Source organism: Curtobacterium sp. VKM Ac-1395 (assembly GCF_015350975.1).
Taxonomy (GTDB): Bacteria; Actinomycetota; Actinomycetes; order Actinomycetales; family Microbacteriaceae; genus Curtobacterium.
On the sequence record NZ_JADKRX010000001.1, the window covers coordinates 836,195 to 859,435 of the forward strand.

Consider the following 23,241-nt stretch of genomic DNA (forward strand, 5'->3'; position numbering starts at 1 on the left):
GCTGCGCTCCGAACACTACGTCGGAACCGGGGGATCGTTCCGATTCGGAACGAATTGTCCCCCGTTCTGGGGCCAGCGGGTGTCGGGGGCGGCGAACGCGATCCGGCTCGCGGTCGCCGTGCGATCGGCAGACGTCCCGGTGACGCGGAGATGGACGTCCGATAGACTCGGGTGGACCACCGGCCCGACGCCGTGTGAGGTCCTCCGCCAACGTGAGGAGAACCAGATGCCCGCAGCAGTCATCATCGGCGCCCAGTGGGGCGACGAGGGCAAGGGGAAGGCCACCGACCTCCTCGGCAGCCGCATCGACTACGTCGTGAAGTTCAACGGCGGCAACAACGCCGGGCACACGGTCGTGGTCGGCGGCGAGAAGTACGCGCTGCACCTGCTGCCCTCCGGCATCCTCACGCCCGGGGTCACCCCGGTCATCGGCAACGGCGTCGTCGTCGACCTCGAGGTCCTGTTCCAGGAGCTCGACGCCCTCAAGGCCCGCGGCGTCGACGTGTCGAAGCTCCGCGTCTCCGCGAACGCCCACGTCATCACGCACTACCACCGCACCATCGACAAGGTGACCGAGCGGTTCCTCGGCAAGCGCCAGATCGGCACCACCGGCCGTGGCATCGGCCCGACCTACGCGGACAAGATCAACCGCGTCGGCATCCGGGTCCAGGACATCTTCGACGAGAACATCCTGCGGCAGAAGGTCGAGGCAGCACTCGACCAGAAGAACCACCTGCTGGTGAAGGTCTTCAACCGCCGGGCGATCGACGCCGAAGAGGTCGTCGAGTCGCTGCTGTCCTTCGCCGACCGGCTCCGGCCGATGGTCGCGGACACGGCCCTCGAGATCCACCGGGCACTCGAACGCGGTGAGACCGTCCTGTTCGAGGCCGGCCAGGCCACCATGCTCGACGTCGACCACGGCACCTACCCGTTCGTGACGTCCTCGTCCGCCACGGCCGGTGGCGCCGCGACCGGCTCGGGCATCGGCCCGGGCAAGCTCGAGCGCATCATCGGCATCGTCAAGGCGTACACGACCCGCGTCGGCGCCGGCCCGTTCCCGACCGAGCTGTTCGACGAGTCGGGCGAGTTCCTGCGCGCCAACGGCTTCGAGTTCGGCACCACCACCGGGCGCCCGCGTCGCTGTGGCTGGTACGACGCCCCGATCGCCCGGTACACGGCGCGCATCAACGGCGTGACCGACTTCGTGCTCACCAAGCTCGACGTCCTGACCGGGCTCGAGACGATCCCCGTCTGCGTCGCGTACGAGGTCGACGGCCAGCGGGTCGACGAGGTCCCGGTCTCGCAGTCGGACTTCCACCACGCGAAGCCCGTGTACCAGGACTTCCCGGGCTGGACCGAGGACATCACGGGCGTCCGCGAGTTCGAGGACCTGCCGAAGAACGCGCAGGACTACGTGCTCGCGGTCGAGGCCATGTCCGGCGCGCGGATCTCCGCGATCGGTGTCGGCCCGGGCCGTGACGCCATCGTCGTCCGGCACGACCTGCTCGGCGAGCGCGGGGCCTGATGCGCGTCCTGTTCGTCTGCAGCGGCAACATCTGTCGGTCGCCGCTGGGCGCGCAGGTCCTGGAGGCTCGGCTGACGCCCGGCGCATCGGCGGCGGTCGGGTCCGGGGCTGCGTCCGGCTTCGTCGTGGAGTCCGCGGGGACCATCGCCGACGACGGCGCCGCCATGGACGAGACCGCCGCGGCGCAGTCCCGTCGGCTCGGCGGTGACCCGTCGGCGCACCGGTCCCGGTACCTGACCGCCGAGATCGTCGAGGGTGCGGACCTCGTCCTCACCGCCGAGCGCTCGCACCGGGCGGCCGTCGTGTCGCTCGCGCCGCGGGCCTCGCGGCGGACGTTCACGATCAAGCAGTTCGCGCGGGTGCTGGACGGGCTCGAGCCCGGCGACCTGGCGGACGTGCGGTCCCCGCAGGACCTGGTCGACCGGGTCGCTCGGCTCCGCGGGGTCGTGCCGCCGCCCGCTGATCCCGCGGACGACGACGTGGACGACCCCTACCGCCGCTCCGAGGGCACGCACGAGCGGGTCGCGGACGAGATCGACGCGGCGCTGGCGACGGTCGCGGACGCGCTCCGGGCGGTCAGCTAGACGAACCGACCCGGGCGGCGTCGCCGAGGTGGCTCGTCCTCCCGGTCGGCGACGCCGTCACTCGGGCAGGCGGTACGACCCGACCGTGACCGCGTGCGCACCCTGCCCGGCGAGGACCCGGACGACGGCGTCCGCCCGGGCACGGTTCGGCACCGAGTCCTTCGCCGCCCAGGCCGCGAGCGCGGACTGCAGCTCGTGGTCGTTCGTCACGACCCGGGTCGTCACGGTGCCGCTGCGGTCCTCGGACTGCACGAACGCAGTCGCGGACGACGACGAGTAGTAGACGCACGTGTCGAACCACGTCCGGGCGGTGCCGGTGTGCTCGTCGACGAACTTCGCGAGCCGCCGGGCCTGGGTCCGGACCTGCTGCGCGGGGGAGGCCCCCTTCGCCTGCACCCGGACCTGCCACCAGTTCTCGGCCTCGTCCTCGTGGTTGAGCACCTTGCGGCTCCGCACGTGGACTGCGAACGGCGGTACGAGGGACGACTCGTCGACCAGGGAGCGGAACGCTGGGTGCACCGCGCTCGGCTTGCGGCCGTCGAACACGATGCCGCTCCAGCGCTTGCTCTCGATGACCAGGCCCCGGCCGGACTCCGAGACGAGCACGTGGTCCGCCTGCGCGACGAACTGCCGCTGCGACCCCGACTCCGTCTCGCCGACGGGCATGAAGACGACGTTGGTCATCAGCACGCCGTTGACGCCGGCGGCGCGGCAGGCCTGGAGGATCGCCTGCTCCGACCCGGCGTCCCACTGCATGCCGCGGCGGGCGAACGCGCGGCTCTGCTCCGCCTCGGCGTGGGCGTCGCGCCGTTCGGCATCGGCCGCGGCGACCTGCCTGTCACGGTCCGCCTCGACGCGGGCGGTCGCTTCGCGGTGGTCCGCTTCACGGCGAGCGAGTTCGTCGCGGCGGGTCCGCTCAGCGGCCTCGAGTGCGGTGCGAGCGGTGGAGCGGTGGCGTTGCAGGAGGAGCACCAGGACGACCACCACGACGGCGAGCCCCCCGGCGACCACCCACGGCACGAAGGCGTCGGTCATGGGACCACCACACCACGCGGACCGGCCTGGAGGCTCGTCCCACGTCGGCGCGTCCGCTCGACGCCGTCGTCGGTACGGTGAGCGCATGACGGAATCGGTCGAGACCGACGCGCAACAGGACCGCGACCGCAAGCGGGCGTCGGTTCGGTGGTGGAGCTGGTTGGTGGGGATCCTGATCGTGTGCATCGTCGTCCTGGCACTGCTCAGTCAGGTGTTCCCGGTCGCGATGGCGGTGATCGCCGGTTTCGGTGCGAGCGCAGTGGGAAGCAAGCGCGGCACGGAGCTGGCGTGGTCCGGTCGCGCACTGTGGGTCAGCATGGCGCTCCAGGCAGCCGTGTTCATCGGGCTGGCTCTGCTCCTGGGAGCGGCTGGCCTCGGTGTCGAGGACCACCCGAACAACGCCGGGACCGGCGCACTGCTCGGCGGCGGGCTCGTCGTGGGCGCTGCCCTGGTTGTGCTCGTGATGGTGTTGCGGGTCCGTCGTCGTGCGGTCGACCGAGAGGTCGAGCGCTTCGCGGCTGCGGAGGATGCGCGCGTCGCCGACCGACCCGACGACGGATCTGACGTCAGTGCGGCCGGGTGAGGACGACCGCCAGGACGGTGGACGTCGACGACGGCCGACGACCCCGCCTGACCGCGTCGGTCAGCCCGCGGTGCCCGCGAACCGGTCGGTCGTCTCGATGAGGGCGTCGAGGATCCCCGGCTCGTCGAAGGCGTGCCCGGCGTCGTCGATCATCCGGAACACGGCGGACGGCAGGGCCCGGTGCAGGTCCCACGCCGTGACCGCCGGCGTGCAGAGGTCGTAGCGCCCCTGGACGATGACGGTCGGGATGCCCTCGAGCCGGCCGGCGTCGCGGATCAACTGGCCGTCCTCGAACCAGCCGTCGTGCGTGAAGTAGTGGTTCTCGATGCGGGCGAAGGCCAGCGCGTACGTCGGGTCCGCGTACTGCGCGACGAGGTCCGGGCGGGGCAGCAGCGTGATCGAGGCCGCCTCCCAGCTCGCCCACGCAACGGCTGCCGGCCCGTGCACGGCGGGGTCCGGGTCGGCGAGCAGCCGTTCGAACGCACGGACCAGCCGGCCGGGGTGCCGCTCGTCCTCCGGCACCGGAGCGAGGTAGCCCTCCCACAGGTCGGGGAGCACGTTCGCGGCACCGCCCTCGTAGAACCAGTCGATCTCGCTCTGCCGCAACGTGAAGATGCCCCGGAGGACGAGCTCGGTGACCCGGTCCGGGTGCGTCTCGGCGTAGGCCAGTGCGAGCGCGGAGCCCCACGAGCCGCCGAACACCTGCCAGGCGTCGATCGACAGGTGCTCGCGCAGCCGTTCGATGTCCTCGACCAGGGTCCACGTCGTGTTCGCGGACAGGTCCGTCGCCGGGTCGCCCGCGTGCGGCAGGCTGCGGCCGCAGTTCCGCTGGTCGAACAGCACGATCCGGTAGCGGGCCGGGTCGAACAGGCGGCGGTGGTCCGGCGAGCACCCGGCGCCCGGGCCGCCGTGCAGGAACACGACGGGCTTGCCGTCGGGGGAGCCGCACTCCTCCCAGTACACCTGCTGTCCGTCGCCGACGTCGAGCATGCCGGAGCGGGTGGGTTCGAGCGGTGGGTACAGCTGGCGCACGGCGGGTCCTCTCGGAACGACACGGGTCCCGGTCACCGTACCGCCGCGTGGGGCCGATCGGATGCGGAGATCTACCCGTCGCTGAACTGACGGGCGATGACGCGTTCCACTGCGGCGGGCTGCTGCCGTGTCGCGATGAGGGTCTGCAACGCGCGGGTCACCACGTCCCGGTCGGTGCGGGCGCCGGTGAGCTCCTTTGCGGTGTCGAGCAGCTCGGGATCGAGATCGATGGTCGTGACGGTCATGGTTGCCTCCCGGTGGGGCCGCCCGAATCGCACCTCACATCGTACGGATGAGCAGTGCCACGGGCGCGCTCCTCCGTATGCGACCTGAGCAGGTGGCGCCGCCTCCGGAGGAAGGAGCATGACGGCCTGGAGGCTCGGTGCCAGCTGGCACCGAGCCTCCAGTCCGGTGGTCAGACGGTGCGGGCCGAGACGTCGACGACGGGGGCGACCGCGGGCACCTGCGCCGCCTCGCGCCGGAGCACGACGACCGTGACGTCGTCGTCGTGGGGGACCTCGCCCGCTCGCGCGGACAGCGCATGCACCAGGGCCTGCGGGTCGCGGTGCTCGCGGCTGAGTGCTGCGACGGCCTCGACCGCGTCGCCGTCGAAGAGGTCGAGGACGCCGTCGCTGAAGGTCACGAGCATGTCGCCCGGCTGCAGGACCGTGGTGGTCGTGCGCCACGCGTTCAACAGCTCGAGCCCGAGTCCCAGCGGCAGGTCGCCCGACAGCAGCCGCTCGACCTGGCCGTCCGCGCGGATGATCGAGCTCAGGCCGTGTCCGGCGTCGGCCCACTGCAGCACGCCCTCGTCGGAGACCCGGGCGTGGAAGAGCGTGGTGAAGGTCACCTCGGAGGTCAGGGTCTCGGCGGCCAGGCCGTCGGAGGCACGCTTGAGTGCCTCGGACGCGTCGTCCACCGTGCGGGCGCTCCGCAGGGTCGACCGGACGGCGGCGGCGATCAGGCCGGCCCCGACCCCCTTGCCCATCACGTCGCCCAGGCTGAAGGCGATGCCGCCCGGGGTCGGGTACCAGTCGAAGAAGTCGCCGCCGACGGTCTTCGCCGGCAGGCAGGCGCCGGCGATGCTGACGGAGTGGGCCGCGTCCAGGCTGGTGCTCGGCAGGAGCGAGCGCTGCACGGTTGCTGCCCGGTCGATCTCGGCCCGGACGGCGTCCTCACCGACCTGAGCGGCGGCGACGCTCCGACGGGCGTTCCGCGCGAGTTCGTGGATGATGACGGCCACGGTGCCGAAGACGACGACGGTGATGCCCAGACGGACGAGTTCGCTGCCGGCCGGGGGCTGGCTCGGGTTGATGACGAACGGCGTGAGGATCACGACCGCGACGCCGACCGCGGCGTAGGCGATGTTCCACCGGCCGGGCCGCGACGCCGCCCACACGACCGGCAGGATCACGAGCGACGTGAACACCGAGGCGCCGTTGCCGGTGCCGGCACGCAGCAGGGCGACGGCGACGAAGTCGATCGCGGGCAGGACCGCGCCGAGCAGCACGAGGCGGGGCAGGCCGGCCGCGGTCGCCGCCACCAGGGTCGCGAGGGCCGTGACGACGAAGCTGGCGAGGAAGGCCTGGGCGTGGGTGATCTCGAGGACCGGCAGCGCCACGGTGAGCAACGCGGAGAGTGCGACGAACGCGCTGATCGGGGCCTGACGGACCAGCGGGTTGTCGTAGATGCTGGTTCGGTTCGGCATGCTCCCTGAAGTCTAGGGATCGTCAGTGTGGGCGTTGACCCCTCTTCGGGGGCCCGACGGGGCCGGGCCTGGGGTGCTGGCCGAGGGCCGCTTGCCGCTTGCCGCTTGCCGGTCAGCGCGGCCAGGTCAGGACGACCGCCACCGTGTTGAACAGCACGTGCGCCAGGATCGCCCCGCCGATGCGCCCGGTCATCGCCACGAGCGCGCCGGTGAGCAGGCCGAGCAGGAACGTGGTCGTGAAGATCTCGAAGCCGACCAGCGACGACGCCGGGCTGCTGATCAGGACGTGCAGCAGTGCGAAGAGGAACGCGGTCAGCAGGACCGCGAGGAACCGGGTGCGCGGCGTCAACGCGTCGGCCAGCCGGGGTTGGAACAGGCCGCGGAACACGACCTCCTCGAGCACGGGGCTGACCACGCACACCCCTATCGCCGACACGACGAGCAGGACCACGTCCGGCTGGCCGAGCGTGGGGGCCGGGCTCAGCCCGGACGTGCCGAAGAACGAGATCGACATGGCGGCGTCCACAGCGCGGCACACGATCACGATGCCGAGGGCGGCGATCGCGTCACCCATGCCGAGGCCGAAGCTGAGACGGCTGGGTGCGGTCGGCCCGCCGGCGTCGGTGGCGTCGCCGGCACCGTTCGGCCTGGAGGCTCGGCGCAGCACCCACAGGGCGCCGGCCGTGAGCGGGACCCACACCGCCAGGTCCGCGGCCAGGACCTGCAGGACCGGAGCGGGGATGCCGCCGCCCCGGGCGAAGCCGGTGACGAACCGTGCGAGGACGACCGCCACCCCGACGGCGACGAGCAGCGTGAACAGGTCGCGCTGGCGGGCGGTCTCGACGTCGGTGGTCGTCCGGTCGGGGGCGCTGCTCATGGCGACACCGTAGGGGACGCGGGGCCCACATCACGGAAACAGCCGAGGTCGACTCATTCGTGTGGCACTATTTCCATGCCGCTCGCTGGGACTACCCCGGTGTGCCTGTTCTCGGGACAGAACAGGGATGCGGCTCATCGTCGGGGAAGGCGGGCCGCGTGGAGCTACGCGACTACATCACAGTGCTGCGCAAGGGATGGGCTCTCATCCTGGTCCTGGCACTGATCGGGGTGGCCGCGGCCGCGGGGTACTCACTGCTGAAGAAGCCCGTGTACTCCACGTCGGCGCAGGTCTTCGTCTCGACGCAGACGAGCGGCAGCGCGAGCGACCTGGCGCAGGGCAACACCTTCACGCAGCAGCGAGTGTTGACCTACTCGAACCTGGTCACCACGCCGATCGTGCTCCTGCCGGTCATCTCCAGCCTGAAGCTCGACATGACGACGGACCAGCTGGCGTCCAGAGTCACCGCCGATGCACCGTTGAACACCACCTTGATCGCCATCACCGTCAACGACACGGATCCGGTGCAGGCAGCGGAGATCGCGAACGCGGCCTCGCAGAGCCTGACGAACGTCGTGCAGAACATCGAAGCGACCGACGCCGACGGGCAGAGCACCGTCAAGCTCACCCGCGTGAAGCAGGCGGACGTGCCGAGCGTGCCGGTCAGCCCCAACGTTCCCGTCAACGTCGTGCTCGGACTGCTCATCGGTCTGGCTCTGGGCGTCGGTCTCTCGGTTCTCCGACAGGCGCTCGACAACCGTGTGCGTACCGAGGCCGATGTGGAGCGGATCAGCGCGAAGCCGATCGTCGGCGGCATCGCCTTCGACAGCAAGGCGTCTGAACGCCCCCTGATCGTTCAAGCGGACCCCAGAAGTCCCCGCGCAGAGTCGTTCCGCACACTCCGCACCAATCTGCAGTTCGTCGACATCGGCAGCAAGGCACGCACCTTCGTCATGACGTCGTCAGTGCAGTCCGAAGGCAAGAGCACGACCGTGGCGAACCTCGCCATCGCGCTCGACAGTGCCGGGTACCGCGTCATCCTGATCGACGCTGACCTCCGTCGTCCCCGAGTCGCTGAGTACATGGAGGTGGAGACGAACGCCGGCCTCACCGACGTGCTCATCGGGCGTGCCGAGCTCGAAGACGTGGCGCACCCCTGGGGTCGTGGCAACATGGTGGTGCTCCCGGCGGGACCCATTCCGCCGAACCCGTCAGAACTCCTCGGTTCCCAGGCGATGCAGAAGCTGATCGAACGTCTCGAGTCAGAGTTCGACTACGTCCTCTTCGACGCGCCGCCGCTCCTGCCCGTGACGGACGCAGCGATCCTGTCGAAGAAGGCTTCGGGCGCGATCGTCGTCGTGGCCTCCGGGAAGACGTTGAAGGGCCAGCTGGCTGGAGCCGTGCAATCGCTTGAGAACGTCGACGCCCCGATTGCTGGCTTCGTCATGACGATGATGCCGACGAAGGGTCCTGGGGCGTACGGGTACGGGCGGTACGGCTACGCATACGGCTATGGAATCGAGGAAGACGCAGATCGGCAGACGGCCTCCAAGCAGCCGAAGCAGCCGAAGCGCGGTCGACTCAAGGCCGCTCGCGGCACAGAGCGATGAGGGGATCGCGAGCGTGAGTCCACGCCGCGGAACCCGCAGCCTCGGCGAGGTCCTGACGAGCAGGTCGCTCGTCTGGGTGGCTGCGATCGTCGTCGTCCTCGTGGTCGTCGACGCGGTCCTCGTGGCGATGGCACTGTCCCGTACGGCCCCGGAGGCGAACAGGGAACCAGGTCCGGTACCGACCTTCACGAGCACACCGTTCCCGTCCCACGGGTCCTCTGGCACCCCGACGCCGTCGGCCAGTGCGGGGAGTTCGGACACGGGCGAGCCGGCGGCTTCGAGCCGGCTGCTGACCGCGGTGGACGGCAAGCAAGCTTGGCGGGCTGTCAGCGGGACCTGCGGGGGTGACGCGGGCACGCTCGAACGTTCCGTTGACGGGGGTGCGACGTGGTCGCCGGTCGGCCTCGGCGTGGGATCACGGACAGTCCTGGCTCTCAGGGCGGACGGTGCATCGGTGTCGGCGCTGACGGGTACCGGCGACAACTGCGCGCCCTCCGTCCGGACCTCGAAGGACGACGGGGCGACCTGGGACACCGGAGTCGCCGGTGCGGCCGGAGCTGGCGTGACTCCGACGGGTCTCGTGCTCGACACGGGAGCCGTTGCCTCGCCGTGCCCCGACCCGGCTGCGGTCTACCAAGGGCAGTACACGACAGCGGTCGTGTGCGACGGCTCGGTCTCGTGGCGCAAGGGCACGGGGGCGTGGGTGTCCGTCGCGTTGTCCGGCGTGCAGTCCTTGGCCGATGCGGGGGACGAGTACACCGTTGCGCGCACCGGCGTCGCCGGGTGCGAGGGCGTCCGCATCGACTCGATGCGCGCGACGGGCGTCACGGCGTCCACGACAACCTCCCGACTCGGCTGCGCCGACGACGCTGCGGCAGACGGAGTCGTCGTCGCGCGAGCAGGACAGTCCGTGTGGCTCTGGTCCGGCGACGTCGTGCGTGTGTCAGCAGATGGTGGGGCCACCTGGTGACCCACGGGCCGAGCCTGGCTTCGGGACTGGCGGGGAGCCCTGCACGCGGCACGACCGAGGACTGGGAACGCGTCTACGCGAGGCGAGTGCTCTTCACCGACTTCCTGGTGCTCGTATGGGTCGTGTTCGGTGTGCAGATCGCCTGGCTCGGCATCGACTCTCGGCTGGCCACGAACCAGAGTGAGCTCCGACTGAGCTACACCGGCATCTCGATCATCGTCATCGTGGTCTGGCTCGCCGCCCTCGCCGTCTACGACACTCGTGGTTCGCGGGTCATCGGTCTCGGGAGCTCTGAGTACCGGCTCGTCGCCGACTCCAGCGCGCGTGTCTTCGGACTGATCGCCATCGCGGCGTACCTGCTCAACGTGGACCTGGCTCGTGGCTACGTACTGATCGCGTTCCCGGTCGGGATCGTCGTGTTGCTGATCTCGCGATGGATGTGGCGCCAGTGGCTGGTGGCGCAACGCAAGAGCGGCGGGTACTCCGCTCGTGTCCTGTTGGTCGGTTCGACGGCCAGCGTCCTGCACATCGCCGGCGAGCTGAACCGCACGCCGGCGGCCGGGTACCGCGTCCTCGGGGCGGTCGTCTCCTCGGGGACGAGAGGACTCCTCCCCGGCTCCACCATCCAGGGCCACGGGGGCTTCGCGGACATCCTCCGGGCGGTCGAGGAGACCGGGGCCGACACGGTGGTGATCACCAGCGCGGACGACCTGCCGCCGGAGCGGGTGCGGCAGCTCAGCTGGACCTTGGAACCCGGCAAGCAGCACCTCGTCGTGGCGCCGAGCTTGACGGATATCGGCGGTCCGCGGATCCACACCCGGCCCGTCCAGGGTCTGCCCCTCATCCACGTCGAGACCCCGACGTACGGCGGTAGCCGGCTCTACACCAAGCGTGCCTTCGACATCGTCGGATCTGCGGCCCTGATCGTCGTCCTGTCGCCCGTTCTGGTCGTCCTAGCGCTGCTCGTCCGGTTTACGTCGCAGGGCCCGGTCCTCTTCCGGCAGGAACGGGTCGGACTCAACGGGGAGCCGTTCCGGATGATCAAGTTCCGGTCCATGGTCGTCGACGCCGAGGCACGGCTCCAGGAACTCAGCGCGCTCGACCGAGCCGAGGGCAACGACGTGTTGTTCAAGATGCGCAAGGACCCGCGGATCACGACGGTGGGCGCCATCATGCGTCGATTCAGCCTCGACGAGCTCACCCAGCTCTTCAACGTCCTTGCCGGCCACATGTCGTTGGTCGGGCCGCGTCCGCCGCTCCGGCGCGAAGTGGACCAGTACGACGTCCACGTCCACCGGAGGTTCCTGGTCAAGCCAGGGATGACCGGACTCTGGCAGGTCAGCGGGCGATCCGACCTGTCGTGGGAGGACTCAGTACGACTCGACCTCTACTACGTGGAGAACTGGTCGATCATGGGAGACCTGGTGCTCCTCTGGCGCACAGCCCGCGCGGTTGTCAGCTCTTCTGGGGCGTACTGATTCTGCCCAGGGAAAGTGTGGTGCCACGGGAATCGGGTGACTACGCGCGAGGCAAAAGTTCGTAGCGCAAATCGCCGATCCCCTTGCGCAAGTAATCGCACCTGCTGGTTCATTTCGCACGGAAACACCGACTCATGAACAGTGTCCGACTCCTACACACGACCTGCTGAGGGCACTGTTGGCGTAGATCGTCGACCGGGTCCTCGCGCTCGGGACCGCGCCCCGTGCGCACGGCGCGGACACGGTGGGGATGCCGAACGTGGTCGGGAAGGCGGCGAAGACCGATCGGGCGCTCCTCCGCGATGGGAATCGAGCGGTGCTGAAGCCGGAGGCGATAGGGCACGTGATCTTGTTGTCGCACTGAAAGGTGACGAAGCAGAGCGTGAGACCTGGCACGAGGGAACCGGAGGGTGGGGAGGTTCGTCTCATGGTGAAGCTGAATAAGAAGTACGCGCCCGCCGCAGGAGACGTCGGCAGCGGCTGAGAAAGCCAACCAGACAATGACTTCCGCAGGCTTCGACGCTGGCCGTACTGGGCTCTTTTGCGACCGGTACGGGAGAGCGAGGTTCCCCTACGGGTGAGACGTTTACGTCATCCTCGGCATCATCAACCTTGAGTTGCAGGGCGACCGCCACTTCTAGAAGCTCAAAGCGGACATCACGAACGAGTGCGACGCGACGGCTGCGGCCTGAACGGCGGGCGGCTCGAACGACGCATCGCACGTCACCGCGCGCGACAAGGACTGAGATCGACACGGGTCCTAGCTGCTCCGACGCGCGTCCGGGCGTCAGGTAGCGGGGGCCCGGGTTCTATCTGGTCCAGTGGCAGATTGCCACGCTCAGCTTCTGCCCGCACACCCGCTGGTCGGCGCATAGTGAAGACAACGACGACGAAGAGTGCGCCCGCCGACGCCCACTGCAGCACGTCGAAGCTCAGCATCATGACCACCATCGGGAGCAACGCGACGCGGCCCGCGCGACTGGCGTGAACGAAACTCGCGATTATGAAGGCGATTATCAGCAGAAAGCCAGTGATGCCGGCCGCCATCATCGTCGTCGCGAACATGTTGTCGACGGTGTAGAAGTAGTCGTTCTTCAGGAATCCCAGCCGATAGTTGGTCTCCTCTGAGCCCCACCCGGACCCGACCAGGCCCTGCGCAAGCGGCCTGAGGGTTAGCAGGTTCGGGATCGCCTGGATCGAGTTCAGGCGATGCGTCGAGTTGATGCCGCTCACGTCGTTCACGACGGGCTCGAAGATCTCCCGGTGGCCCAGGAGCCATGCCCCGACTGCCACGAGCAGACTTACCTTGATCACACGAGAAGCCGCACGGCCGACGAAGACCAACGGCCCGACGACGGCGACGAGCGCAGCGATGTAAACGCTTGAACTGCCGGTCGTGAAGATCCCAACAAGCAGAACCGCAGAACCGACAAACTTCCATCGCCCTGGCATCGATGCTGCAAGGAGAACCACCATCCCGCCCAGCATCGCGACGCCAGCAACGATCGGATGGCCCAACGTACCCTCGGTGCGCGTGAAGCCGGAGAGCACGGGATGGTAGCCGCTGGCATCGTCGAACGGGTCTCCCCGGAAAACGGCGAACTCGGCGAGACAGAGCAGCGCCTCGATCAGCGCAAGGGCAACCACCCCGTTCCGCACAAGGCGTGCGTCTTCGGGGACCAGGCCGCGGCCGAGAAGCGCGACGGGAAGGAGGTAGAGCAGAGCGATCGCCACAAACGGAAACGGGCGGATCATCAGAGACCCGCCGACTCCGACGAGCACAGTTGCGGCCAACAGGATGAACGGAACCCATCCACCCGCTCGCCTGCGATTCGGCAGGAACACTCCGAACACGAGCATCCACAGGCCGCCCCCTGCCATGCCGGTCCAGCCCGGCAGGGGCGTGTGGAGTGCGGGAACCAACACGACCGCTCCCACCCCGCCGAGCACCGCAACTCCGCGGTATCGTCCGCGGCCCTCGAACAACGCCCATACGGTCACGGCAGCAGCCACCCCGCCGGCGACCGCGACCAACGGCGAGACCAGGAACGCGAGAGTGACGATGACAACGACGACCGCCCCTGCCGTGAACCACAGTACGTTCCCCCGGAGTTCTGACACGGGCTCAGGGTAGCCGACTGGTCAGCCGGCTCAAAGGTCGCGACCCACGTAGGATTCTTCCGTGAAGCTGACCCGGAATCGCGCCATCGCACTCGGTTGCGCGATCGTTGCCATCGTCGGCCTGACTGCCGGAGCGTACAAGGCCCGCGTCGCCTACATCAGCCACGAAGGCTGCGAGTCCGTCCGCGCCTACGAGAAGTCAGTCGGGCCCGTACAGGTCATCGGCAAAGGTGCGAAACGAATCACCGTGATTGGGGATTCCTACTCGACTGGCGACATGCTGTCAGACCGCGCCGACGCGTGGGTCGATGACTTCGCGTCAGAACAGGACGCCACCGTCAGCGTCTTGGCACAGGGCGGTACCGGCTACACGAACGCAGGGTTCTGCGGAGACAGTACCTTTGGCTCCCGGGTGAGGCAGGTTGCTGCCACCGATCCTCAGCTGGTCATCGTGGAAGGTGGCTTGAACGACACCGCAGCCACCGAGGACGAAGAGCGCACCGCAGCTGAGCGTGTGTTGCGCAGCCTTCGCGGCCACAACGTGGTCGTTATCGGTCCGGTAGACGTGCCCGTCCTCGAGGGCGAGGGCGCGGTCGACCTGGCTCTCTCCGGCGCCGCTCGGGCGGAAGGCGCACGCTACATCTCTGCTCTCGGTTGGCCGATTGCTCTCGGCGCCGACAAGAAGCACCCAACGGCGGCCGGGCATGCAGAGTTCGCTCAGCGAGTAGCGGCAGCAATCGCGTCGGCCTGAGCACGGCGGAACCCCCTCCGGCCCACAGGGGGTCAGCGTCACTGCAGCTACTGCTCGTACCGTCGTCTCACTCATGACCGCGTCGTGCTCCGAGCGTTCGCGCCGGAACGCCCGCCACCGTTTCCATCGCCTGCACGGATCGCGTGACGACAGCGCCAGCGGCGACGATGGCGCCACGTCCGATGGTGACTCCGGGCATGATCTTCGCACCTGCACCGATCCAGGCGCCGTCCTCGACGACGATCGGAGCGGAGGTCTCACGACCAGCCCGCTGCTCGGGTCCACCGATCTCGTGCGAACCCGTGACGAGCAACACCTGCATGCCGATGCGGACGTTGCGTCCGATGGTGATCGCGGCCGAGCCGTCGAAGAAGCAGCCGTAGTTCACGAACGTGCCCGCGCCGATGGCGATGTTGCGGGCACCGAAGAAGCACCGCGCCTGGATGTACGAGCGTTCTACTGGCATGCCCGCTGCTCTGAGCATCCGCCACCGCCCGCGCGGGGGAACTACCGTGCTTGCGATGAAGCCATTGAGTGTGGCGTCACGAGCGGCGCGCGCGAGCTCCTTCGTCACTCCGGTCAGGGTGTTCACGCGGATCTCGTTTCGGTCGAGGGGAGCGGGCGGGCCTGGGCACGGAAGATGACGACACCGACGAGGAACTTGACGACGGCCATGGCGATGAGCGCGCCGACGAGTCCCGAGAGCCCCAACGTCAGAGTCAGGGCGAGCTGTGTGACGAGGTCGACAGCGACCACCGCCAGACGGATCCGGTGCGGCACGCGGGAGTCGGCATTGAAGCGGAGCAGCAGCAGGGCCGTGTCGAGTACGAGGTTCCCCGCGAGCGCGGCCCCGACCGGCACGAGGAACGGCGCCGTGTGTTCGTAGGTCTCGCCCGCGGCTCCGGTCGTTGCGATGACCCAGCCGATGACGCCGGACAACAGGACTCCGCCGAGCCCGCCGAGTATCCAGAACGTGGCGGTCCGAGCCCTGCGCGACGATGCACCGGAACCGAGATCGCTCATCTTGACCAGCAGGAGTGGGGTGAGCGCCTGGATGATGCTGAACACCGGCGCGAAGACCACCGAATACGCCAGTCTGATCCCGGCGGTGGCCGCGGGCACGGCGATGAGGTAGATGATGAGGATGCCGAGTTGCGATCCGAGCGCTGAGTAGAGGGCTTCCGCCGAGATGCGGAAGGAGGTCCCGACGACTGCAGGCACGTCGCGGTCGGCGGTCGGGAGCCGAGAGGCCGCGACCCAGGACAGTGCGAGCGCGATCGCGAGTCCGATCATCCAGATGACGACGACCGGCTTCACTGGGTCGAGCAGTGCGAGGGTCACGGCAACGGCGCTTGCCAGGGCGTACGGAACTGCGCCGAGGATGGCGGACGCGAAGCGCTTCCGCAGTGTCAGGAGGTAGTGCGGGCCGTCCGCCAGCACGATGAGGGCCGCCAAGACCGCGAGGAACAAGTCCGGACCACCGGAGCCGAGCGCGAGCCACGCCGCGCTCGCGGCGACTGCGAGGACCGCGAAGGCGGCCGACGTGAGCGCGACTGAACGGGATGACAGCGCCTCGTCGACTCGCAGCCCTGCGCGTGCGCCCGCCACGATCCGACCGTCCATCGCGAACGCCCGGGAACATGCCGCTGCAATCACACCGATGGAGGTGACCACCGTGAGACTCGCGAAGTCAGAAGTCGGAAGGACGTGGCTGGATGTGAGCGTGAAGAGGAAGAACGCAGCGGACCACGATCCCTGGTCAACGAGCCGGAGTGCGATCGGGTGTCCGGCCGCGCCTCGGACTCGTCCGGCGATGCTCACTTCGCGCTCCGCAAGGCAACTGCACGGTCGAGGAGGACCCGTTCCTCGTCGATGAGGCGCGTTTCCGTCCACACTGTGCTTGCATCTCGCGGGAGAAGCGCAGCCGCGGTGACCGCCTCGGCGACGCTGGCGCTGGTGCGAGGTTCCTCTCGGCCGATGGCGACTCCCGGGGCGTCAGCGAACTCGAGCACGGCTGCTGCCCCGGTCCCAGCGAAGACCACGACCGGGAGGCCGACCGCGGTGGCCTCACCGACCACGCCTGAGCCGCCTTCTCGCGCCGAGAGATGTATGAGGACATCCGCTGCGATCATCTCGGTGACGACCGCCTCTCGCGGGATCTGGCCGAGGAACCGGACGCGTTCGTCGACGCCGAGTTCGCGGGCCAGGGCGGCGAGTTCGTTCGGCCGTCCTGGAGCGGGTTTGCCGGCGATTCGCAGAGTCGCATCGGCGAGCTCGGGAACCGACAACGCGGCGATCGCCAGCTCGAAACGCTTGAGGGGGACGAGGTTCCCCACGCACAACAGGCGCAGCGCTCCGCTCGTGGCGGTCCGTCGTGCATCGGTGTCCGGCGGTCGGATCGGTCTCGTGTTCGGGAACACCTCTGCGCGTGCTCCAACTGAGCGCACGACCTCGGCGAGGATGTTCGATGTCGTGAGCGTGAGGTCGACCTGTCGGGCGACACGTCGTGCGGACTTCCTGCTGATGAAGTCGCGGAGGCGCTGGATGACGTACCGCTTGCGCCAATCGGCAGGGCGAGGCGCGAAGAGGTAGGCATCGGCGCGGCCGGTCGAACCGACCGGCCCCCAGACTGCGTAGGTGGTGGCCGGTAGCCAGGTGATGGGAGGGGCGAGGAGCTCGCTTGCGAACGTCACATGACGAGCGAGGACCACACGCGTCGTGTCGATGGTCGCGCGGACAGCGGCGGGGACTCGCCATGCCCAGACCATGTGCTCGAGCCGCGTCAGCCGGTGGTGGTGGAGGAACCGGAGGTACCGGGGTTCTGCCGGACTGACGAGGATGAGTCGGGACACATCGCGCTTGATCTCCTCGAGCCGGGCGATCGTCGCTACGCGGGACCGCTCGTTCATCACCGCCACGACCTGAAGGTCCCGCTCGTCGGCGATGGTCAACCACGACAGCAGGTACTCCCAGCCGATGGTCGGCTCGCTCGGGAGCCGCGGGTCGCAAGCGAAGGCCGTCAGCAGAACGACGTCTCGGTTCGAGGAGTTCATCGTCCGCCCCGGATGAGCGCAGCGCTGTACGCGCGGAATGCCCGTGCGGTCGGGTCGGCGCCGCCCCGGCGGACGGTGGCCACGAGGGCGCGGGACGAGAGACCGCCCGCAACGATAAGGGTCCAGATCCACACTGCGAACGGGCGACGGCGGAGCGAGGTCGCGTAGAACTCACGGAGGTTCAACACCCAGGCCGCGTTCATCGACATCGAGTGCGAGCTGTCGCTCCCGCCGACCATGTGCGTGGCACGAGCTCGAGGAACGATCCAGACGCTCTGACCAGCCTCGCCGACACGGTGACAGAAGTCGATGTCCTCGGCGTACATGAACCACCGTTCCGAGAGCCCGCCGACGGCGCTCCATGTCGTCATCGGCACGACCAGACATGCTCCCGTCACCCACTCGACCCGAGTCGTCCCAGTCACCTGTGCCGGCAGCAGGTAGTGCCCCTGCAGGGCCTCCGACCACTTGCCCAGGCGAGAGAGCCCGGAGTAGTGCGTGAACATCCGCCAGCACGACGGCATCCAGCCCGCTGAGACGATGCGTTGCGGCGCGGGCTGTTCGATGAACGGCGCGACGACGTCGCCCGGGTGCGAGTCGGAGGTCTCAGCCAGCAGTCGGACGTCATCGACGCCGATTGAAGCGTCGGGATTGAACAGCATCAGCATGCGTCCGTGTGCACGTGCTGCGGCGCGGTTGACCGCTTTGGCGAAGCCGAGGTTCTCAGTGCTCTCGATGAGCTCGACGTGTGGGAGCTGGTGCCTGACGAACTCTTGGGTGCCGTCGGTCGATGCGTTGTCGAACACGATCACCTCGACGTCGGGCATCGAAGCCAGCCGCGACAGGTTCTCGCCGAGGACGTGGCGGCTGTTGAACGTCACGACCACGACCGAGAGCAGGATCGGCTCGCGTTCAGTCATCGTCGGCTTCGGGCTGCGCGGTTCTGGAACCGCGGTCTCGAGCGGGCACCCCCGCGACGATGTGGAAGGGCTCGACGTCCTTCGTCACGACCGAGCCGGCGGCGATGACCGCACCGTCACCGATCGTGACGCCCTTGAGCACGGTTGCACCGGCACCGATCCACACGTCGTCACCGATGACGATCGGAGCCCGGCGGGAGCCCTGTGTCCGGATGGGGGTGGAGGGATCCTCGAAGACATGGTCCTCGCTCACCATCGTCACGTTCGGTCCGAGCAGGCAGTCGTTCCCGATGGTGACGCCGCCTTGCCCCCAGATCAGGTTCGCGGCGCCGATCGCAGTCCGTGCTCCGACGCGGATGAACTCGCCGCGCTCGCTGATCACACCGCTGCCGAGGAGACGGGCACCGGGACCCACGGTCACGTTCGGACCCAGCGCTACCCCTCGACGGCAGAACGCGTCGATCAGCACACCCTCGCCGAGGGCGACGCCAGCGCCGACCGCGAGGTGGCTGCTGTTGCGGATCCGCACCCCGGCGCCGCGGAAGCGCAGTCCCGCCCGGTCCGATCTGCGTGGTAGTGACAGCCCGCGGATCGCGTCCACACCCTTGTCGAGGACGAAGCTGCCGAGGACGGACGGGGGGATGTCACCGGGCAGCGGACGGCCGCGAAGACGCTCGTAGACGATTGCGATGATGTTCACGTCAGTCCGTCGCTGTCCTTCGGGCGGTCTCCACCAGCCGGTGCCAGCCGATGGATGTGGAGGGGAGAGGCATCGAAGGATTCTGTCGAGCCGAGACCAACGCCGTGATCTGGTCGGCGATCGCGGCGACGTCCTGGGGATCTGCGTAGGCGGCGCCGGTGCCGAGCGTCTCGTGGAACACCGGACGATCACTCGCCAGCACTGTTGCTCCGAGGTTGGCGGCTTCGAGCGGAGGAAGCCCCCAACCCTCGTCGAGCGACAAGAAGAGGAAGAGGCGGCAGTGCTCGTACAGCCACCGGAGCATTGCGTCCGAGACGCTCCCGAGGAAACGGACTGATCCCTCGGCAACGGCCGCCTCGGCTCGAGCCGAAAGCTGCTCACCACGCCCAGATGCGGCCCCCACGACGATGAGGGGCTTCGTCACGTTGATCGTCCCGCTCTGCACCGCCGCCTCGATGGTGTTGCGGAGGTTCTTCCGGACGTTGAGCCTCCCGACGGTGAGGAGGAAGCTCTGAGCCTGGAGACCCTGCACCGGCTCCGCGAGCGCGTCCTGACCGAGGGACGCAGCAATGCCCAGGCCGACGGCCTGGACGTCTCGCACTCGCCGGTTGTGGCTCCGGATTCGGCGCACCTCGTTCTGTGAACTGGTCAGCACTCGGCTCGCCCTGGTCATGAGGGGCGGGAGCAACGACAGGTAGAGCCGCTCGGCCGGTGTGAACCACCGCGGGTTCGTCTGGAAGAGCACGTCGTGCACGAACACGACGGATGGACGGGCTCGAGAGAACGGAGCGAAGTTCTGCGCGACGATGAGATCGGCGTGCACCCGCCTCGCGACGCGAGGCAGGACCAGCACGTTCGCGAGCGGATGGAGCGGTGCAGGGGTGCCGATGACTGTCGTGCTCGGGAACAGCACGCGGCTCTCGCGTTCAGCGCGCTCGGGCACGACGAGGAAGAGTTCGTCGTGCGGGTGCGCGATGAGCCATGCGGTGATCGATTCGCGGAGCACCATACGACCGGACGGCGGTCCGTCGACGAGCCAGAAGGCGTCGATGACGACCTTCATCGGATTGGTCCTCGTCGGATGGTCTCCAGAGCGTCCGAGTACGCGGCACCCACTCGTTCCCAGGTGTACTCCGCCTTGGCACGTTCGCGTGCACGCGTGCTCATCGACTCCTGGCGTTCCGACGACGAGAGGACAGATCGGACACCGGCGATGATGCTCGCGGCGTCTGGCTGGACGAACACACCGGTGTCCGCCAGTACCTCGCGGTTGTAGACGGTGTCGCGGGCGACCGTGGGAGCACCCGAGGCCATTGCCTGCACGAGCGCTGGATTCGTCCCACCGACGCTGTGGCCGTGGAAGTACGCGCCTGCGTCCTCCCAGAGTCGGTGGAGGTATGCGTCGTCGCGGACGTGACCGAGCCAGTGCACCCGTGGGTTCGTCTCGCTGAGGCGAGCTACCCGCTCGTCGAAGACCCCTCCGTACCCGGAGGACCCAACCACGACGACGTCGTGGTCCTCAGCGAGCGTCGGAGCTGCGCCGAGGAACTCCTCGATCGTGTTCTCTGGCACGAATCGTGCGACGACCAGCACGTACTGGCGTCGGCCGAACTGCGTCGGCGATGCCTGGGCTGGACTGAAGTCGCCGCCGTAAGGGATGAACAGGCTCGTGCGCCCGAAGTTCCGCTTCCAGTAGTCCCCAAGAGCACGCGCATCGACCACGAGCCGGTCGGCGAAGGTCGCGGTGAGCCGAGCGCCGGCGCGGAAGACGGTCCGAGCAACACGACCCCACTTCGCGCGCTCCCACTCGATGCCGTCGACATTGACGACCACGCGGATACCGCGGAGCTTCAGGAGCGGAAGCCAGAAGCCGTTCGCCACGTTCATGACGAGTGCGACGTCAGGCTTCTTCAAGATTGCGTGGAGGGCTGACGTGAAGCCGTACGAGAGGGTGCTGATCGACTTCTTGTCCGAGCCGACTGTGGTGACACGGCGAACACGGGGATCGGCGCCCGCGTCGATCGTGGCTCCGGGGCGCCCGTACACGGTGACGTCCCATTCGTCGTCAGCGAGATACGGGGCGATGTGACGCACGGCTGTCTCGAATCCGCCGTAGTAGCTGGGATATCCCCTGGTACCGATGATCGCCACCGATCGCCGTTTCGACTTCGCCAACGATCCCCCGGGTTCCGCGGCTCGGACCCGTACCGACCGCTCGCAGCAGGATGACCATAACGCACGCGAGGAATAGCCGTGGTGAGGCCAGAGCGACACCGCCGGAGTGTCCCGGCGAAAGACGGCGGCTGCCACGGGTGCCGCTGATCCGGTGCGGCTGTGACACCCGCCGGTGTCGTCATCGCAAGGCCGCCTCGGTGGCGCGACCGTAGGATTGCGCCCATGTCCGACCTTCCCGAGTCGCGACGGACCACAGCACGCCGAGGTTCCAGGGGCCGGCCCGTGCTGTGGATCGTGCTCGCGCTCGTCCTGTTGTTGATCCTCGCCGTCGCCTGGGTCGGCGTGCGTGGCCTGATGGCCAAGCGCGACCTCGAGCAGTCCGTGCAGCTCGTCAGCACGCTCCGGTCGGAGCTGGTCAGCGGCGACAGCGCCGCGGCGCAGAAGACGGCGGACGACCTGCAGGACCACGCGGCGGCGGCCCGGTCCCTGACCGGCGACCCGGTCTGGAGCGCGTTCCAGGTCCTCCCGTTCGTCGGGTCGAACCTGCGTGCCGTCCGCGAAGTCGCTGTCGTCGTGGACGATGTGGCGACGGGAGCCGTGAAGCCGGTGGCCGGCGTGATCGGTGATGTGAACGTGAAGGCGTTTGCGCCGAAGGGCGGCAAGCTCGACCTCGCTCCGCTGGTGAAGGCGCAGCCGGCCGTCCAGCGTGCGACGACGGCGCTGGCGAAGGCCAATCGGGACGCAACGGCGATCGACACGTCAGACACGTTGTCCCCGGTCGTCAGCGCGGTGAACCAGCTCCGCAACGCCCTCTCGTCGGTCTTCGCACAAGCCGATGCTGCCAACCGGGCGGTACAGCTCGCCCCGGCGATGCTCGGGCACGGCGGTGACCGTCGGTATCTGCTGCTGTTCCAGAACAACGCTGAGCTCCGCGCCGCGGGCGGTATCCCTGGAGCCGTAGCGCTCCTCGACGTCCGCGATGGCGCCGTTCACCTCTCGAACCAAGCCGCGGGTTCCACCTTCGACCAAGCTGACGGTCCGGTCCTCCCGCTGACGGTCGACACGCAGGGCCTGTACGGCGCCATCACCGGCGAGTACATGCAGGACGTCACCTTGACGCCGCGCTTCGACGTTTCGGCAAAGCTCGCCCGCGAGATGTGGAAGCAGAAGTACGGGCAGCAGGTCGACGGCGTCCTCGCGATGGACCCGGTCACGCTGGCGTACATCCTCAAGGCCACCGGGCCCGTGCAGCTGCCGACCGGTGACACCCTGACGTCGGAGAACGCGGTGAAGCTGCTCCTGAGTGACGTCTACGCCAAGTACCCGGACCCCAAGGTTCAGGACGCCTTCTTCGCGTCGGCCGCGAGCGCCGTCTTCGACAAGGTGTCGAGTGGCGCGTTCGATCCGAAGGCCTTCATCAGCGCGTTGACCGACGGAGTGCAGGAGAACCGGCTGCGCCTGTGGAGCGCGGACAAGTCCGAGCAGGACCGGCTCGAAGGGACCGCCGTGACCGGCCCGCTGCCGACGAGCAGCCCCTCTGAGCGGCAGTTCGGTGTCTACCTCAACGACGCCACCGGCGCGAAGATGGACTTCTACCTGCAGAAGACCGTCGCCGTCGGGAGCGCGGTGTGCCGTGCAGACGGCCGCCCGACGTCCGTGGTCCAAGTCACGCTGAAGAACACGGCTCCGGCCGACGCCGCGACGGGTCTCCCCGATTACGTGACGGGTGCAGGGAACTTCGGAGTGGCGCCGGGCAAGGTCCAGACGAACGTCGCGGTCTACGCGGCCAAGGGCGAGATCTACCTCGGTTCGACGCAGGACGGCAAGGCAGCCGCTCCGCACACCGCAGTGGACGGGGACCACCCGGTCGTGCAGGTCCAGACGCTGCTCGCGCCCGGCCAGAGCACGACCTTCCGTGCGACGTTCCTCGGGTCCGCGAAACAGGCAAAGGCGGCGGTCACGGCCGTGTCCACCCCTACGATCGCGCAGTCCCCGGTGCTGCCGGCGACCGTCGATTGCGGGAATCCTGCGGGTTGACGACACGGATTCTGGACTTTTCGGTGCCGATCGTGCCCCCATTCCGGGGGAGTTTCGGGCTTCGGGGCGGCCGGTGCGGCTC

21 protein-coding genes are annotated in these 23,241 nt (G+C 68.6%); 8 read left to right on the forward strand and 13 right to left on the reverse strand.

What is annotated here, in order from left to right; translation table 11 throughout:
* Window positions 1-226 precede the first annotated feature (226 nt).
* Window positions 227-1,525: an adenylosuccinate synthase gene (locus ITJ68_RS04195; protein WP_194660041.1), complete on the forward strand. Its 1,299-nt coding sequence runs from the start codon at window positions 227-229 to the stop codon at window positions 1,523-1,525.
* A complete protein-coding gene (locus tag ITJ68_RS04200; protein WP_194660042.1) occupies window positions 1,525-2,109 on the forward strand; it encodes a low molecular weight phosphatase family protein in 585 nt (194 codons plus the stop codon). The genes ITJ68_RS04195 and ITJ68_RS04200 overlap by 1 nt, the downstream gene beginning before the upstream one ends.
* Window positions 2,110-2,166: 57 nt before the next feature.
* Here the strand turns inward: ITJ68_RS04200 and ITJ68_RS04205 are convergent, their stop codons facing one another.
* A complete protein-coding gene (locus tag ITJ68_RS04205; RefSeq protein WP_194660043.1) occupies window positions 2,167-3,144 on the reverse strand; it encodes a nuclease-related domain-containing protein in 978 nt (325 codons plus the stop codon).
* A gap of 85 nt (window positions 3,145-3,229) precedes the next feature.
* Here ITJ68_RS04205 and ITJ68_RS04210 point away from each other — a divergent pair, with 85 nt between their 5' ends.
* On the forward strand, window positions 3,230-3,727 hold the full coding sequence (locus ITJ68_RS04210; RefSeq protein WP_194660044.1) for a hypothetical protein: 498 nt from the start codon (window positions 3,230-3,232) through the stop codon (window positions 3,725-3,727).
* Window positions 3,728-3,787: 60 nt separating this feature from the next.
* Here the strand turns inward: ITJ68_RS04210 and pip are convergent, their stop codons facing one another.
* The 4 genes from pip to ITJ68_RS04230 all read right to left on the reverse strand — a co-directional run bounded on the left by pip (window position 3,788) and on the right by ITJ68_RS04230 (window position 7,344).
* Entirely contained in the window at window positions 3,788-4,759 is a 972-nt protein-coding gene (gene pip, locus ITJ68_RS04215) for a prolyl aminopeptidase (RefSeq protein WP_194660045.1), read from the reverse strand.
* A gap of 71 nt (window positions 4,760-4,830) precedes the next feature.
* The gene (locus ITJ68_RS04220; protein WP_194660046.1) at window positions 4,831-5,004 is read right to left on the reverse strand and encodes a type II toxin-antitoxin system VapB family antitoxin; all 174 of its coding nucleotides are present in this window, start codon (window positions 5,002-5,004) and stop codon (window positions 4,831-4,833) included.
* Between the two features lie 170 nt (window positions 5,005-5,174).
* Window positions 5,175-6,467: a PP2C family protein-serine/threonine phosphatase gene (locus ITJ68_RS04225; protein WP_194660047.1), complete on the reverse strand. Its 1,293-nt coding sequence runs from the start codon at window positions 6,465-6,467 to the stop codon at window positions 5,175-5,177.
* Window positions 6,468-6,579: 112 nt separating this feature from the next.
* A complete protein-coding gene (locus tag ITJ68_RS04230; protein WP_194660048.1) occupies window positions 6,580-7,344 on the reverse strand; it encodes a CPBP family intramembrane glutamic endopeptidase in 765 nt (254 codons plus the stop codon).
* Between the two features lie 158 nt (window positions 7,345-7,502).
* On the opposite strand from ITJ68_RS04230, the gene ITJ68_RS04235 reads away from it, so the two are divergent.
* From ITJ68_RS04235 to ITJ68_RS04245, 3 genes are all read left to right on the forward strand, one after another.
* The gene (locus ITJ68_RS04235) at window positions 7,503-8,954 is read left to right on the forward strand and encodes a polysaccharide biosynthesis tyrosine autokinase (protein ID WP_194660049.1); all 1,452 of its coding nucleotides are present in this window, start codon (window positions 7,503-7,505) and stop codon (window positions 8,952-8,954) included.
* Between the two features lie 454 nt (window positions 8,955-9,408).
* The gene (locus ITJ68_RS04240; protein WP_194660050.1) at window positions 9,409-9,924 is read left to right on the forward strand and encodes a hypothetical protein; all 516 of its coding nucleotides are present in this window, start codon (window positions 9,409-9,411) and stop codon (window positions 9,922-9,924) included.
* An 86-nt stretch (window positions 9,925-10,010) separates the two neighbouring features.
* Window positions 10,011-11,402 (forward strand): sugar transferase, encoded by a 1,392-nt coding sequence (locus tag ITJ68_RS04245; protein ID WP_268096313.1) that lies wholly within the window; start codon window positions 10,011-10,013, stop codon window positions 11,400-11,402.
* Window positions 11,403-12,125: 723 nt separating this feature from the next.
* Here ITJ68_RS04245 and ITJ68_RS04250 read toward each other — a convergent pair.
* Window positions 12,126-13,523, reverse strand: coding sequence for a hypothetical protein (locus ITJ68_RS04250; protein WP_194660051.1), 1,398 nt, complete (start codon window positions 13,521-13,523; stop codon window positions 12,126-12,128).
* Window positions 13,524-13,584: 61 nt separating this feature from the next.
* On the opposite strand from ITJ68_RS04250, the gene ITJ68_RS04255 reads away from it, so the two are divergent.
* Window positions 13,585-14,274 (forward strand): SGNH/GDSL hydrolase family protein, encoded by a 690-nt coding sequence (locus tag ITJ68_RS04255; RefSeq protein ID WP_194660052.1) that lies wholly within the window; start codon window positions 13,585-13,587, stop codon window positions 14,272-14,274.
* A gap of 67 nt (window positions 14,275-14,341) precedes the next feature.
* Here the strand turns inward: ITJ68_RS04255 and ITJ68_RS04260 are convergent, their stop codons facing one another.
* The 7 genes from ITJ68_RS04260 to ITJ68_RS04290 form a co-directional block, all read right to left on the reverse strand.
* Window positions 14,342-14,866 (reverse strand): acyltransferase, encoded by a 525-nt coding sequence (locus tag ITJ68_RS04260; RefSeq protein WP_323743209.1) that lies wholly within the window; start codon window positions 14,864-14,866, stop codon window positions 14,342-14,344.
* Complete coding sequence (locus ITJ68_RS04265; RefSeq protein ID WP_194660053.1) at window positions 14,863-15,882, reverse strand: hypothetical protein; 1,020 nt, start codon at window positions 15,880-15,882, stop codon at window positions 14,863-14,865. Before ITJ68_RS04265 ends, ITJ68_RS04260 begins: the two co-directional genes overlap by 4 nt.
* 209 nt (window positions 15,883-16,091) lie before the next feature.
* On the reverse strand, window positions 16,092-17,327 hold the full coding sequence (locus tag ITJ68_RS18930) for a glycosyltransferase (RefSeq protein WP_323743210.1): 1,236 nt from the start codon (window positions 17,325-17,327) through the stop codon (window positions 16,092-16,094).
* Entirely contained in the window at window positions 17,324-18,247 is a 924-nt protein-coding gene (locus ITJ68_RS04275; protein ID WP_194660055.1) for a glycosyltransferase family 2 protein, read from the reverse strand. The genes ITJ68_RS18930 and ITJ68_RS04275 overlap by 4 nt, the downstream gene beginning before the upstream one ends.
* Entirely contained in the window at window positions 18,240-18,947 is a 708-nt protein-coding gene (locus ITJ68_RS19480) for an acyltransferase (protein ID WP_323743211.1), read from the reverse strand. The genes ITJ68_RS04275 and ITJ68_RS19480 overlap by 8 nt, the downstream gene beginning before the upstream one ends.
* A 1-nt stretch (window position 18,948) precedes the next feature.
* Window positions 18,949-19,701 carry a glycosyltransferase family 4 protein gene (locus ITJ68_RS19485; RefSeq protein WP_194660056.1) on the reverse strand — a complete coding sequence of 251 codons (753 nt, stop codon included), beginning with the start codon at window positions 19,699-19,701 and terminating at the stop codon, window positions 18,949-18,951.
* 305 nt (window positions 19,702-20,006) lie between these two features.
* The gene (locus ITJ68_RS04290; protein WP_323743213.1) at window positions 20,007-21,257 is read right to left on the reverse strand and encodes a glycosyltransferase; all 1,251 of its coding nucleotides are present in this window, start codon (window positions 21,255-21,257) and stop codon (window positions 20,007-20,009) included.
* Between the two features lie 87 nt (window positions 21,258-21,344).
* Here ITJ68_RS04290 and ITJ68_RS04295 point away from each other — a divergent pair, with 87 nt between their 5' ends.
* On the forward strand, window positions 21,345-23,159 hold the full coding sequence (locus tag ITJ68_RS04295; protein WP_194660057.1) for a DUF4012 domain-containing protein: 1,815 nt from the start codon (window positions 21,345-21,347) through the stop codon (window positions 23,157-23,159).
* The last annotated feature ends 82 nt before the right edge of the window (window positions 23,160-23,241 follow it).